11 protein-coding genes are annotated in these 13303 nt (G+C 66.1%); 8 read left to right on the top strand and 3 right to left on the bottom strand.

Translation table 11 applies throughout. The features are described 5' to 3' along the window. Positions 1–14 precede the first annotated feature (14 nt). Positions 15–1319 carry an HlyC/CorC family transporter gene (locus NLR35_RS18140; protein ID WP_257167885.1) on the top strand — a complete coding sequence of 435 codons (1305 nt, stop codon included), beginning with the start codon at positions 15–17 and terminating at the stop codon, positions 1317–1319. A gap of 19 nt (positions 1320–1338) precedes the next feature. On the opposite strand, the gene NLR35_RS18135 is transcribed toward NLR35_RS18140, so the two are convergent. Beyond that, on the bottom strand, positions 1339–1608 hold the full coding sequence (locus NLR35_RS18135) for a BolA family transcriptional regulator (RefSeq protein WP_257167884.1): 270 nt from the start codon (positions 1606–1608) through the stop codon (positions 1339–1341). Positions 1609–1718: 110 nt separating this feature from the next. Here NLR35_RS18135 and NLR35_RS18130 point away from each other — a divergent pair, with 110 nt between their 5' ends. After that, positions 1719–2363 (top strand): J domain-containing protein, encoded by a 645-nt coding sequence (locus NLR35_RS18130; RefSeq protein ID WP_257167883.1) that lies wholly within the window; start codon positions 1719–1721, stop codon positions 2361–2363. Between the two features lie 37 nt (positions 2364–2400). Here NLR35_RS18130 and NLR35_RS18125 read toward each other — a convergent pair whose 3' ends face one another. Next, the gene (locus NLR35_RS18125) at positions 2401–3489 is read right to left on the bottom strand and encodes a citrate synthase/methylcitrate synthase (protein WP_257167882.1); all 1089 of its coding nucleotides are present in this window, start codon (positions 3487–3489) and stop codon (positions 2401–2403) included. An 82-nt stretch (positions 3490–3571) separates the two neighbouring features. Between NLR35_RS18125 and NLR35_RS18120 the strand changes: the two genes are divergently transcribed. Next, positions 3572–4795 carry a citrate synthase family protein gene (locus NLR35_RS18120; RefSeq protein ID WP_257167881.1) on the top strand — a complete coding sequence of 408 codons (1224 nt, stop codon included), beginning with the start codon at positions 3572–3574 and terminating at the stop codon, positions 4793–4795. Positions 4796–4811: 16 nt separating this feature from the next. On the opposite strand, the gene NLR35_RS18115 is transcribed toward NLR35_RS18120, so the two are convergent. Continuing rightward, the gene (locus NLR35_RS18115) at positions 4812–5468 is read right to left on the bottom strand and encodes a DedA family protein (RefSeq protein WP_257167880.1); all 657 of its coding nucleotides are present in this window, start codon (positions 5466–5468) and stop codon (positions 4812–4814) included. A gap of 297 nt (positions 5469–5765) precedes the next feature. Between NLR35_RS18115 and cobS the strand changes: the two genes are divergently transcribed. The 5 genes from cobS to NLR35_RS18090 all read left to right on the top strand — a co-directional run bounded on the left by cobS (position 5766) and on the right by NLR35_RS18090 (position 13155). Beyond that, complete coding sequence (cobS, locus tag NLR35_RS18110; protein ID WP_257167879.1) at positions 5766–6764, top strand: cobaltochelatase subunit CobS; 999 nt, start codon at positions 5766–5768, stop codon at positions 6762–6764. A gap of 154 nt (positions 6765–6918) precedes the next feature. Beyond that, positions 6919–8823: a cobaltochelatase subunit CobT gene (gene cobT, locus NLR35_RS18105; protein ID WP_257167878.1), complete on the top strand. Its 1905-nt coding sequence runs from the start codon at positions 6919–6921 to the stop codon at positions 8821–8823. Between the two features lie 67 nt (positions 8824–8890). Further along, on the top strand, positions 8891–9967 hold the full coding sequence (locus NLR35_RS18100; protein WP_257167877.1) for an esterase-like activity of phytase family protein: 1077 nt from the start codon (positions 8891–8893) through the stop codon (positions 9965–9967). A 97-nt stretch (positions 9968–10064) separates the two neighbouring features. Continuing rightward, positions 10065–11177, top strand: a complete 1113-nt coding sequence (locus NLR35_RS18095; RefSeq protein WP_257167876.1) for an NADH:flavin oxidoreductase/NADH oxidase — start codon at positions 10065–10067, stop codon at positions 11175–11177. 91 nt (positions 11178–11268) lie between these two features. Further along, positions 11269–13155 (top strand): RDD family protein, encoded by a 1887-nt coding sequence (locus NLR35_RS18090; protein ID WP_257167875.1) that lies wholly within the window; start codon positions 11269–11271, stop codon positions 13153–13155. The last annotated feature ends 148 nt before the right edge of the window (positions 13156–13303 follow it).

Here is a 13303-nt window from a genome sequence, read left to right as displayed (position 1 = left end):
GTGACATCGGCGTCATGGATTGGTTCACCCTCACCATCGTCATCCTCCTCCTCGCCGGCTCCGCCTTCTTTGCGCTGAGCGAGACCGCGCTCACCGGCGCCTCCCGCGCCTCGATGCTGCGCCTGTCGAAGCAGGGCAATCGCGAGGCCGACGTGGTGTCGAGCCTGTTCGACATGCGCGAGCGGCTGATCGGTGCGCTCCTGCTCGGCAACAACATCGCCAATATCGGCGCGTCGGCACTGGCGACCGGCATCTTCACCGCCTGGTTCGGCGAGGTCGGCGTGCTCTACGCGACCGGCGTGATGACCGCGCTGGTCGTGATCTTCGCCGAGGTGCTGCCGAAGACGATCGCGATCAACGCGCCGGACCGCGTGTCGCTCGCGGTGGCCCGGCCGATGCGGGCGACCGTCTTCGTGCTCGGTCCGGTGCTCGCGGTGATCGAGGCGATCGTGCGCGTCCTGATGCGGCTGATCGGCTTCAAGGTCGGCGCCAACCAGCCGATCCTGTCGCCGACGGAACGCCTGCGCGGCGCGGTTGATCTGCTGCATCACGAGGGCAAGGTCGAGAAGCAGGATCGCGACATGCTCGGCGGCCTGCTCGACCTGCGCGAGCTGCAGGTGTCAGACGTGATGGTCCACCGCACCGAGATGGTGATGGTGAATGCGGACCTGCCGCAGGAGGAACTGGTCCGCGAGGTGCTGGCGTCGGAATACACGCGCATCCCGCTGTGGCGCGACACGCCGGAGAACATCATCGGCGTGCTGCATGCGAAGGATCTGCTGCGTGCGATCCGCGCGGCCGAAGGCGATGTGACGCATATCGATGTGGCGTCACTCGCGCTGCCGCCCTGGTTCGTTCCGGAGATGCGTTCGGTGTCGGAACAACTCAAAGCGTTCCGCCGCCGCAAGACGCATTTCGCGCTGGTCGTCGACGAGTATGGCGAGGTCGAAGGCATCGTCACGCTCGAGGATATCCTGGAAGAAATCGTCGGCGACATTTCCGACGAGCAGGACGTGCAGGTCGCCGGCGTGCGCGTGCAGCCGGATGGCTCTGTCGTCGTCGACGGTTCGGTGCCGATCCGCGATCTCAATCGCGCGATGGACTGGACCTTGCCTGATGAAGAGGCAACGACGGTTGCCGGTCTGGTGATCCACGAGGCGCGCTCGATCCCGGAGCGTGGCCAGAGCTTCACGTTCCACGGTTTTCGCTTTCGCGTGCTGCGCCGGGAGCGCAATCGCATCACCGCGCTGCGCATCGTGCCGGTGCCCCGTGGAGAAACGGAGGAGACACGGCCGCGCCGAGCCGGTACGGCGTTCTAATCGGTGGGAGTGGTCGGGATCAGGCTTCGCCCGGCGCCTTCGCATGCAGCGCAAGCGCATGCACGGAGCCGGCAAGTTCCTCGGACAATGCGGCGTTGATCAGGCGATGGCGATCGACGCGGCTCTTGCCGGCGAAGGCCTGCGACACAATATACACGCGGAAATGGGTCTCACCGCTGGGACGGTGTCCCATGTGGCCCGCATGCAGATGTGATTCGTCCTGCACATCGAGGCTCTCCGGAGAGAAAGCTTCGCGCAACTTTTCGATGATAGCATCCTGGGTCCGCATGGTCTCTGGAAATACGCATCAAATTATTTTTCGTCAATCGGCGGTCCCCGCCTGAGGTATTCGCAATGTCAAGACTTGAAGCTTTTCGCGTTGCGTAGTCAAAGTCCGCCATGCCGATCGATTCAAACAAATTCTTCGACTCCATCCGCATCAAGCCCAAGAAGACGGCTGCGCGGCAGCCGGTGGTGCGCGAGGAGGCCCAGCCCTGCCAATGGCCGGACTGCAAGAACAAGGGTTCGCATCGCGCGCCCAAGGGACGCGAGAACCAGCGCGAGTATTGGCACTTCTGTCTCGATCACGTCCGCGAGTACAACCAGTCCTATAATTTCTTCTCCGGCATGAATGCCGATGCGGTCGCGCGCTATCAGAAGGACGCGCTGACCGGACATCGCCCGACCTGGAAGATGGGCGCCAATACCGCGGGCAAGCGCGGCACCGGCAATGCCGAATCCGATCTCGGCGATGCGTCGGATCCGTTCAGCGTGTTCGCCGAGATCAACGGCCGCGGCAGCTGGCGGCCGGGTGCGCAGTCGGCGCCGAAGGCCGAGACGCGCAAGGTGTTCAACGCCGAGAAAAAGGCGCTGCAGGTGATGGGCCTCGGCCCCGACGCCACGCTCGAGGACGTCAAGGTCAAGTACAAGGCGCTGGTGAAGCAGCACCATCCCGATGCCAATGGCGGCGACCGCTCCACCGAGGATCGCCTGATCGAGATCATCAAGGCCTACAACTATCTCAAGACGGTGGTGAAGGGCTGACGCGCGACAGCGAGGCTGCCGCGCGCCGTTCGTTGTTTTAGGGCTTCGGCCCGATATAGGCTGAGCTCGGCCGGATCAGCCGCCCCGTCCGCTGCTGCTCGCGGGCATGCGCGGTCCAGCCCGTGGCGCGCGCCACCGCGAAGATCGGCGTGAACGCCTGGCGCGGAATCTTCAGCGCGTCGAGCAGGATGGCGGTGAAGAACTCGACATTGGTGTCGAGCACCCGGTCGGGATTCTTCTGCCGCAACGCCTGCCGGATGTAAGCCTCCACCTCGCTCGCGAACGGCAGATCCGCCCCGCTCCCCGCCAGCCGCTCGATCGCGGCCTTGAGCACATCGGCCCGGGGATCGCGGACCCGATAGATCCGGTGCCCGAACCCCATCAGCCGCTCCCCCCGCGCCAGCGCCGCATCGACCCACGGCTTGATGTTCTCCCGCGTCCCGATCGCGTTCAGCATTTCCAGAACCGGCTCCGGCGCCCCGCCATGCAGCGGCCCGGTCAGGGCGCAGTAGCCGGCGGTGATCGCGGCGAACAGGTCGGCCTGGGTCGAGGCGACGACGCGGGCGGCGAAGGTCGAGGCGTTCATGCCGTGATCGCTGACGGTCACGAGATAGGTATCGAGTGCCGCGACCTCGCCATCGGCCGGCGTGTCGCCGCGCACCATGCGCAGGGTGTCGGCGGCGTGGCTCACGTCCGGGTTCGGAGCGATCGGCTGGGCGCCCCTGGCGCGCTGCACCAGGGCGCCGGCGATCACCGGGCAGGCGCCGACGATGGTGGCTTCGTCGTCAAGACCGGCCTCGACGCGCAGCGCTGCAACGGCGGCGCGGAAGCCATCGATGATCGACATCCCGGAGGTCGCAGCAAGCAGCTCGGGTAGCCGGGCGAACGCGCGCTGGCGCGCCTGGCCGAGGCTGGCGCGGACATCCGCCTCGCTGATGCTGCGCTTGGTCGCCGCGTTCCACAGCCGGGCCGTCACCCCCTCGAAGCCGCTGGCGGCCGCAAGGTCGGCCACGCGGCTGCCGGCGATGATCAGCTCGCCCTGCTGGCCGTCGACATGGCTGAGCACGGTCTCGGCGGCGGGAATACCGTCGAGGCCGATGGGGGACTTCGAAAGCTGGATGGTCATGGCGCGATCTCCTGCGTGAATGGTCACGTCCGTAAGATTCGCCCCGTCGACGGATTGATCAATCTTGATTAAGCTGATCAATATGAAAAAAGACAGTGGTCTTTACCTATCTGCTCGTGAGGCCTCCGCCGAACTCGCGATCACGCCGGCGACGCTGTACGCCTATGTCAGCCGTGGCCTGGTCCGTTCCGAGCCGTCGCCCGACTCCCGCAGCAACCGCTATCGCGCCGAGGATATCCGGGCGTTGAAGGAGCGGCGCGCGCCGGCGCCCGAGCCACGCGCGTTCCGCAGCTTCGATGCTGACCTGCCGGTGTTCGACTCTGCCGTGTCGACCATCACCGAGGCCGGTCCGATCTATCGCGGGGTGAACTGCGTCGAACTGGCCGAGCGGGATTCGCTGGAGCATGCGGCGACCCTGCTGTGGGATGTCACGGCCATCGACCCGTTCGCGGCCGAGAATATGCCGCACATCTCGGAGGAGATGAGCCGCATCGCCGACGCTGCACGGCGCGCGGCGCCGATCGACCGCGCCATCGCCGTGCTGGCGCTGGCGACACATGCAGACCTCGCCGCGTTCAACCGTGCTCCCGACGGTCGCGCGCTGGTCGGCGCGCGCATCGTTCGGCTCGTGGTCGCGACGATGCTGAATGGGCCGCCGTCTGCCGAGCCCCTGCATGTTCAGGTTGCCAAGGCCTGGGCGCCCGAGCACAAGCATGCGCCCGACCTGATCCGCCGCACGCTGGTGCTGCTGGCCGATCACGAGCTGAACGCCTCGACCTTCACCGTCCGCTGCGCGGCCTCCACCGGCTTGAGCCTCTATGATGCCGTGATCGCGGGCCTTGCGGCCCTCAAGGGTCCGCAGCACGGCGGCGCGGGCGTGCTGGCCTCGCAGTTGGTCAAGACGCTGATCGATCGCGACGTGGCGCCGCTGATCCGCGAGCGGGTGGCGCTGGGCGAGCGCTTCGCCGGCTTCGGGCATGGCGTCTACAAGCGCGGCGATCCGCGCGCGATCTCGCTATTGGAGGCGCTGACGCGCGCCGGCGCGCCGCGCAAGTTTACCCGCGAGGTGCCCGAGCGGATCGCGGAGGCCACCGGCGAGTTCGTCAACATCGACTATGCGCTGGCCGTGCTGGTGCACAGCCTGCGGCTGCCGGCCGGCAGCGAGCTGGCGCTGTTCGCGATGGCGCGCTGCGTCGGCTGGATCGCGCATGCCTGCGAGCAGCTCCAGTTCGGCCGGCTGATCCGGCCCCGGGCGCGCTATACCGGACCCATCCCGGGGCGCGCTTCCAGCCTCGAAACGCTGTAGCGGGTGTCGCCCGCGCCTATTCTGCAGAGCCTGCCGCCAGCTGCGTCTCGCGCCGTTTCCGCAACGTCCTCAGCACCAGCCAGACGACGATCGTGCCCACGACCGCCGCGACGATCCAGGTCGACTTGGCGATGTGGCTGTGATGCGGAATGCCGCCATAGCGATGCAGCAGTTGGACGGCGAACACGCCCGGCAGCACGTGGGCGCTGGCCCACAGCACGATCGCCGGAATGTTCACGGCGTAAAAGCGGGTCGGCGGAATGTCGAGCGCGCCCGCCGTGATCGGCACCACAGCGCGGATCGGCGCCACGAACCGGGCGAAGAAGATCGCCAGCGTGCCGAACCGGTGGAAGAAGGCCTCGCTCTGCGCCACCAGCCGCGGATAGTTCGAGAACGGCCAGGCCGTCAGGATCTCGCGCTGCTGGCGATGGCCGACCCAGAACGCCCCGCCGTCGCCGATCACCGCACCCAGAATGGCGGCCGCCAGCACCCATTGCAGCGTCAGCTCGCCGCCGGGGATGAGCGCGCTCAGCGCCAGGATGATGGTCGTGCCCGGGACCACGGAGCCCACGATCGGGACGGCCTCCAGCAGCGCCGCCATGAACAAAGTGAGATAGGCCAGTCCCGCATGGGCGGAGACGAAGGCGATCAAGGGGTCGAGCAGATGGGCCACACGAGTCCTGCCGGGTATGACGGAGAAATGACGAACTGTTCGATAAGTAGGAACCCCACCCCCGAGTGCCACGTCAGAATGCCGGACCCGTCGTGAGGCCAAAAGGTGGCGCGATACGCAGGGCAGCCTTCCAAAAACGTCGGCCCATGCCTATCTCGATGATATAACGACGGAACTTTGATCAAGGCTTAGGCTTCTGCCCGCGCGTGCTCTCTGCTAGGCTGGCGTCCGAAGCCCTTCAACCGCAGCCAAACCATGAAATCTGGTTTCGGGAATGCCCGGGACCTCGGAGGATGAATGACGACCGCCGCTACGACCAATGCGCAGGAGATGACCGGTGTGCCCGACATGAAGGTGTCGGTGCGGCAGGTGTTCGGGATCGACAGCGACCTTGAGGTGCCGGCCTTTTCCGCAACCGACCCGCACGTGCCCGAGGTCGATGCCGACTACCGTTTCGACCGCGCCACCACGCTGGCGATCCTGGCCGGCTTTTCCAAGAACCGGCGCGTGATGGTGACCGGTTACCATGGTACCGGCAAGTCGACCCATATCGAGCAGGTCGCCGCCCGCCTCAATTGGCCCTGCGTGCGCGTCAACCTCGACAGCCACATCAGCCGTATCGATCTCGTCGGCAAGGACGCGATCGTCGTCAAGGACGGCAAGCAGGTCACCGAGTTTCGCGACGGCATCCTGCCCTGGGCCTTGCAGCACAACGTGGCGCTGGTGTTCGACGAATACGACGCCGGCCGCCCCGACGTGATGTTCGTGATCCAGCGCGTGCTCGAAGTCTCGGGCCGGCTGACCTTGCTCGACCAGAACAAGGTCATCAAGCCGCATCCGGCGTTCCGCCTGTTCGCCACCGCCAACACGATCGGCCTCGGCGACACTTCGGGCCTGTATCACGGCACGCAGCAGATCAACCAGGGTCAGATGGATCGCTGGTCGATCGTCACGACGCTGAACTATCTGGCGCATGACGAGGAGGTCGAGATCGTTCTGGCGAAGGCCAAGCACTATCAGAACGCGCAGGGCCGCGACACCGTCAACAAGATGGTGCGGCTCGCCGATCTCACGCGCAATGCGTTCGCCAATGGCGATCTGTCGACGGTGATGAGCCCGCGCACGGTGATCACCTGGGCCGAAAACTCCGAGATCTTCGGCGATATCGGCTTCGCCTTCCGCGTCACGTTCCTCAACAAGTGCGACGAGCTCGAGCGTCCGCTGGTCGCGGAATTCTATCAGCGCTGCTTCAATGCCGAGCTGCCGGAATCCGCCATCAACGTCGCGCTGAGCTGAACTGGCGTCGTCCCGGCCTCGCGCCGGGACCCATACGCCGTAACGTTTCGGCCATAGGCTGGAGTTGGCGGCTGGAGTTGGCGTCGATACGAATGGATGACCGCCGGTGGTTATGGGTCCCGGCGTTCGCCGGGACGATAGCCGCAGGGATCAGATGACCACATCCAACAGCAAACTCCGTCCCGGCACCAAGGAAGCGCCGACCGAGCCGTTCAAGCGCTCGGTGACCGGCTGCCTGCGCGCGATCGCGCGCGCGCCGGAGCTCGATGTCTCCTTCGCCGCCGAGCGGCCGGGCCTGGCGCCGGGCAAGGCGCGGCTGCCGGAGCCGGCGCGCAAGATGACCAAGCGCGATGCGGCGGTGGTGCGCGGCCATGCCGACTCGATCGCACTCAAGATCGCCTGTCATGATCCAAAAATTCACCGCAAGCTGATCCCCGGCAATCCGCAGGCGCGCGGCGTGTTCGAGGCGGTCGAGCAGGCGCGGGTCGAAGCGATCGGCGCCAAGCGCATGGCCGGCGTCGCCAAGAACCTCACGGCGATGCTCGACGATCACTTCCATCGCGGCAAGTATGACGAGATCACCGACCGCGCCGATGCGCCGCTGTCGGATGCCTTGGCGATGATGGTGCGCGAGCGGCTGACCGGCATGGCGCCGCCGAATGCGGCGCGCAAGGTCGTCGATCTCTGGCGGCCGTTCCTGGAGGACAAGATCGGTTCGCGTCTCGATGAGCTCGGCCGCTTCACCGAGGACCAGGCCAAGTTCGGCGATCTCGTTCACGACTTGCTGTCGGCGCTGGATCTCGGCGACGAACGCAACGCCGATTCGGAAGAAGACGAGGACAACGACGACAATCGCGACGGCGACAATGATCAGTCCGGCGCCGAAGGCTCGCCCGAGTCCGATGCCGCGCAGGAGATGAGCGCCGACCAAGCGCAGACGACATCGGACGAGATGTCGGAGAGCGCGATGGAGGCGGCGCAGGCCTCGGCCTCCGACACGCTCGACGACGGCGAACTCGGCGACGACGAAACGCCGGGCGAGGCGACGCGGCCGAACCGCAACGGCGCGAATGAGCCGCGCGGACCGGAGTATCACGCTTTCGCACCGAAGTTCGATGAGATCATCGCCGCCGAGGATCTGTGCGATCATGACGAACTGGAGCGGCTGCGCTCCTATCTCGACAAGCAGCTTGCGCATCTGCAAGGAATCGTGGCGCGGCTCGCCAACCGGCTGCAGAGAAGGCTGATGGCGCAGCAGAACCGCGCCTGGGAGTTCGACCTGGAAGAGGGCATCCTCGATCCCGCCCGGCTGTCGCGCGTCGTGATCGATCCCTATCAGCCGCTGTCGTTCATGCGCGAGAAGGAGGCGACCTTCCGCGACACCGTCGTGACCCTGCTGCTCGACAATTCCGGCTCGATGCGCGGACGCCCCATTACGGTGGCCGCGACCTGCGCCGACATTCTCGCCCGCACGCTGGAGCGTTGCGGCGTCAAGGTCGAGATTCTCGGCTTCACGACGCGGGCCTGGAAGGGCGGGCAGTCGCGCGAGGCGTGGCTCGCCGCCGGCAAGCCGGCCAATCCGGGGCGCCTCAACGATCTTCGTCACATCATCTACAAGTCCGCCGATGCGCCCTGGCGCCGCGCGCGGAAGAATCTCGGCCTGATGATGCGCGAGGGTCTGCTCAAAGAGAACATCGATGGCGAGGCGCTCGACTGGGCGCACAAGCGCCTGCTCGGCCGGCCCGAGCAGCGCAAGATCCTGATGATGATTTCGGACGGCGCGCCGGTCGACGACTCGACCCTGTCGGTCAACCCCGGCAACTATCTCGAACGTCACCTGCGCCACATCATCGAGGAGATCGAGACCCGCTCGCCGGTCGAACTGATCGCGATCGGCATCGGCCACGACGTGACGCGCTACTACCGACGCGCGGTGACGATCGTGGACGCCGAGGAGCTCGGTGGCGCCATCACCGAGAAGCTCGCCGAGTTGTTCACCGAGACGCACACTGCGCCACAGCAGCCCGCGCGCGCACCAAAGCGCAAGCTGCACTCGTAAGCCGGTCGCTCGATCGGACGCGTGCCTCCTCCGTCTCGGAGGGGGCGGGGAGGGGGCCCCGCTCACGATGTCGCTGCAGGCGATCGCCGACCGCAGGCGCTTTCTCGCGCTGACCCTCGGTGGGGTGTCGGCGGTCGCCTTGCCCGGTCGCGCCGGTGCGCAGTCGGCGACGCCTCCCGTGCGGAGACGGGCCGCCGTTGACGAGCACTCCGTCGCCTCGGCGACGAAGATCGAAGTCAAAGCGCGACCGTTGCCGTCGTTCGACCTGCGCGACCGCACGCATCTGCGCTTCGGCATGCTGCACTATCGCAGCGGCGTGGCACTGACCTCCTCCTATCCGGGCTTCGGCGGGCTCTCCGGCATCCGGCTGGACGCAAAGGGCGAGCGCTTCCTCGCGATCAGCGACAAGGGCGGCTGGTTCACCGGCCGCATCGTCTATTCCGGGCGTGACATCGCGGGGCTTGGCGATGTCGAAGCAGCGCCGCTGCTCGGTCCCGACGGCCGGCCGATCACCGATCGCGGCTGGTACGATTCGGAGTCGCTCGCCCGTGACGGCGACCTCGTCTATGTCGGCCTCGAACGCGTCAATCAGCTCTTGCGCTATGACTTTGCCAAGGGTGGCACCGGCGCGCGTGGCGAGATTATCCCGCTGCCGCCTGCGGCAAAGCGCCTGCCGAACAACAAGGGGCTGGAGGCGCTGGTTGTCGTGCCGAAGGGGCTGCCGCTCGCCGGCACCGTGATCGCGATCTCCGAGCGCGGGCTCGATGCCAACGGCAATCTGCTGGCGTTCCTGATCGGTGGTCCATCGGCGGGTCAGTTCAGCATCGTGCGCAGCAACGATTTCGATGTCAGCGACGGCGTGTTGTTGCCGTCCGGCGACCTGCTGGTGCTGGAGCGCAAGTTCTCGCTGTTCAACGGTGTCGGCATCCGGATTCGCCGCATCAAGCTTGCGGATATTGCTCCGGGCGGGTTGGTCGATGGTCCCGCGATCTTCGCCGCGGATCTCGGCCAGGAGATCGATAATCTCGAAGGCATCGATGCGCATGTCACGCCGGAGGGCGAGACCGTGCTGACATTGGTCTCCGACGACAATTTCTCGATGATCCAGCGCACGCTGCTGCTGCAGTTCACATTGCTGGAATGAGCTGCGCTGCATCGCGCCGGCCGCGTTGACCGCGACCGCGCCATCGCCGACACTGGTCGATAAGATCACACGATCAACTCATAACCTGGAACTCAGCATGAGCGCCCTGTTCTCTCCGATCAAGCTGCGCGACCTCGAGCTCGCCAATCGCATCGTCGTGTCGCCGATGTGCCAGTACTCGGCCGAGAACGGCGCGGCCAACGACTGGCACTTCACCCACATCAACACGCTGGCGCTGTCCGGCGCGGCGATGTTCTGCATCGAGGCGACGCATGTCGAGCCGATCGGCCGCATCACGCCCGGCTGTCTCGGACTGTGGGACGATACCACGGAAGCGGCGCTGAAGCCGATCCTGGCCTCGGTGCGCAAGCATTCGAAGACGGCGATCGCGATGCAGCTCGCCCATGCCGGCCGCAAGGCTTCCAGTCACAAGCCGTGGGACGGCGGCCAGCAGATTCCGCTCAATGAAGGCGGCTGGCAGACCGTCGCGCCGTCGGCGCTGCCGCACAAGGACGGTGAGCTTGCACCGGAGGCGCTCGACACTGCCGGGCTGGTCCGCATTCGCGATGCTTTCGTGTCCGCGGCACAACGCGCCGCCCGCCTCGACATCGATGCGATCGAGCTGCACGGCGCGCATGGCTATCTGCTGCATCAGTTCCTGTCGCCGATCGCCAACCAGCGCAGCGACGCTTACGGCGGCTCGCTGGAAAACCGCATGCGCTTCCCGCTCGAAGTGTTCGATGCCGTGCGCGCCGTCTTCCCGGCTGACAAGCCGGTCGGCATGCGCGTGTCGGCGACGGACTGGGTCGAGGGTGGCTGGGATCTCGATCAGACCATCGTCTTCGCGAACGAGCTGAAGCGCCGCAGTGTCGATTGGATCGATGTGTCCTCGGGCGGTGCGTCCCCGCTGCAGAAGATCACGCTCGGGCCCGGCTATCAGGTGCCGTTCGCCGAAGCCGTGAAGACGGCCACGGGGCTTCCGACCATGGCGGTCGGCCTCATCACGCAGGCGCAGCAAGCAGAAGACATCGTGGCATCCGGCAAGGCCGACATGGTCGCGCTCGCCCGGGGCATGCTCTACGACCCGCGCTGGGGCTGGCATGCCGCCGCCGAGCTCGGCGGACAGGTTGCCGCGCCTCCGCAATATTGGCGCTCGCAGCCGTCGACGCAGAAGGAGCTGTTCGGCAAGACGACGTTCGGCGCACGCTGAACGCTCGCCTCCGGGAGTGGTCGCTTGCCCCGGTAGTCAATTCCAGGTAGCGTGCGAAGGCAGTGCCGCATGTGGCGGGTCATGGCAAGCGATGTTCGCCGAGCGGTTAGCGACAGACCAGGATCTCAGTAGCATCACCAAGCGCGCCGGAGTCTGGCGCCGGCTTGGCGCGCTGTTGATCGACATGATCGCCATCGCGGCCATTCTGCAGGTCTGCGCGTTGATCCTGTTTCCGCTGAGCCACGGCCGCGTTCAGTTTGCGGACGGCATCTATGCCATCAGCTGCAGAAAGCTTGACGCGATCCCGCCCGGGGTCGCCGTGCCTGCCGATCTGAAGCCCAACCGGATCGTCGATTGCACAAACAGCGTGTTCGGCCTGCCCTCTGCCCGCATGGTGCGGGTCGCGCAGGTCACGCAGGACGGTCCGTTCACCAAGGAAATCCACGTCGACAGCATGCTTGATGCGGAGGGCACTCCGGTCAAGGGACTCTCGCTCGGGATTGTCCTGCTGCCGCTGCTGCTGGTCCTGCGCGCCCTGTTCGACACGGCCGCCGGCACGCCCGGCCGAAGGATCTGTCGTATTCGTCTGGCGCGCGCCGATGGCGGTGCGGTGACGAATGCCGCGGCCTGGCGGCGTTACGGCCTTCTGCTCCTGGTCGTGAGTCCCGCGCTGATCTGGTCGGTCGTGCTCTCATTCCTGGATATCGCCGCGCTGCCGGCATCTCTGATCATTGGCCTGACGCTCGCATCCTATGCTCCGCTGCTGATCGCCGGCCTTGCGACATGGCGCCAAGTCTACGCCCGAAGCGATAGCTGGTACGACCAGTTCGCGGCCACTGCCGTCTATTGCGTTGATCGCGGGTGGGCAAGTGCCGAGCCGTCTACTCCGCTCTCGTCCGCGCCTTTGAGCCCGCAGCCGAGCTACCTTGCCCGGCATTGGCGCGGTGAGCTGTCCTTGCCCGTGTCGTACTGGGTCAACGGAGCATTGCTTGGCGTGATCGCGACGCTCGCGACCGAGGTTGTGACGGCGCTGGTCGCGCAGCAGGGATTCGATGCGCAGCCGCTGCCGGCGCTCGTCGTGATGTGCGTGATATGGCTCTGCATCTTGTTGTTCACGCTTTGGCAGAGCGTCGGCATCTGGCGCTCGTCGACGCGCTATGGCAGCGCTGACAGCAGCGCATGGGGCGGCCTGGCAAAGATCATGGTCGCGCTCGGCGTCGGAATCTCGGCTTGGCAATTCTTCACGCAAGGCCTGCCGCGGATCGCAGGCCTTGCCGAAATCGCCGGGGGCGACAGCTCGCTGGGACCGCACCAATTCAAGGTCCTCGCCTCTGGCGAAATGCTGGAATTCAGCGGTGGCATCAAGTACGGCACGGCCAAGGAGCTGGAAGACTTCCTGAACGCGATGTCGGAGGTCAAGACGGTGCGTCTCGATTCAGCCGGCGGCCGCATCCGCGAGGCGCAACGGATGTCCGACCTGATCAAGGCGCGCGGATTGTCGACCCTGGTCGAGAAGCAATGCCTGTCCGCCTGCACCATTGTCTTCCTGGGGGGCAAGGACCGTATCGTCGTGTCAGATGCACGGCTCGGTTTCCATCAACCCTCCTATCGCGGAATCACCGCTGCCGAGCGCGGCCGGACCATTGCGATCGAAGAGGAGCGGCTGCAGAATCTGGGGCTGACTCGCGCCTTTGCCGAACGCGCCAACATGGCGGAGCCGAGCTCGATGTGGTTTCCTGACCATGCCGAACTGCTCAGGGAGCATGTCGCGACCCGCCTCGTGCCTGCGACCGCAACTGCCGCGGCTGCGTCGGCAACGAAAGTTCGAACCATTGCGGTGGATGGTGCGGACAGCGGACAGTCGGCCGCACCTGCCCCGCCGCGGCCCACGGTTTACCTGCCACCGGACCTCGTGCAGCGACTCCAGTCGGAGAAACCTCCCGGTCGCTTTCCATCACCCATGACGGGCCTCAAATAGTCGCGATCTGCGCTGACGTGTACCCGGCCCTCGCGCAGTCGGTGATTGTCGACGGCTCATGAAGTGCTACACTTCGCAGACCACGTGCGGCGTTGCCGACTCCGTTGGTCGTGTTTCGTCTCGCGTGACGATGAGCGCATCACAAAGG

It is taken from the genome of Bradyrhizobium sp. SRS-191 (assembly GCF_024586915.1).
In the GTDB taxonomy this organism is placed as follows: domain Bacteria; phylum Pseudomonadota; class Alphaproteobacteria; order Rhizobiales; family Xanthobacteraceae; genus Bradyrhizobium.
This window is presented reverse-complemented; position numbering and strand designations above follow the sequence as displayed.

Bases quoted from the DNA above. Each gene is read 5' to 3' on its own strand.
- NLR35_RS18135 (WP_257167884.1), bottom strand. From the start codon at position 1,608: ATGCGGACCCAGGATGCTATCATCGAAAAGTTGCGCGAAGCTTTCTCT.
- NLR35_RS18100 (WP_257167877.1), top strand. From the start codon at position 8,891: ATGTCGCTGCAGGCGATCGCCGACCGCAGGCGCTTTCTCGCGCTGACC.
- cobT (WP_257167878.1), top strand. From the start codon at position 6,919: ATGACCACATCCAACAGCAAACTCCGTCCCGGCACCAAGGAAGCGCCG.
- NLR35_RS18090 (WP_257167875.1), top strand. From the start codon at position 11,269: ATGTTCGCCGAGCGGTTAGCGACAGACCAGGATCTCAGTAGCATCACC.
- NLR35_RS18140 (WP_257167885.1), top strand. From the start codon at position 15: ATGGATTGGTTCACCCTCACCATCGTCATCCTCCTCCTCGCCGGCTCC.
- NLR35_RS18130 (WP_257167883.1), top strand. From the start codon at position 1,719: ATGCCGATCGATTCAAACAAATTCTTCGACTCCATCCGCATCAAGCCC.
- cobS (WP_257167879.1), top strand. From the start codon at position 5,766: ATGACGACCGCCGCTACGACCAATGCGCAGGAGATGACCGGTGTGCCC.
- NLR35_RS18120 (WP_257167881.1), top strand. From the start codon at position 3,572: ATGAAAAAAGACAGTGGTCTTTACCTATCTGCTCGTGAGGCCTCCGCC.
- NLR35_RS18125 (WP_257167882.1), bottom strand. From the start codon at position 3,489: ATGACCATCCAGCTTTCGAAGTCCCCCATCGGCCTCGACGGTATTCCC.
- NLR35_RS18095 (WP_257167876.1), top strand. From the start codon at position 10,065: ATGAGCGCCCTGTTCTCTCCGATCAAGCTGCGCGACCTCGAGCTCGCC.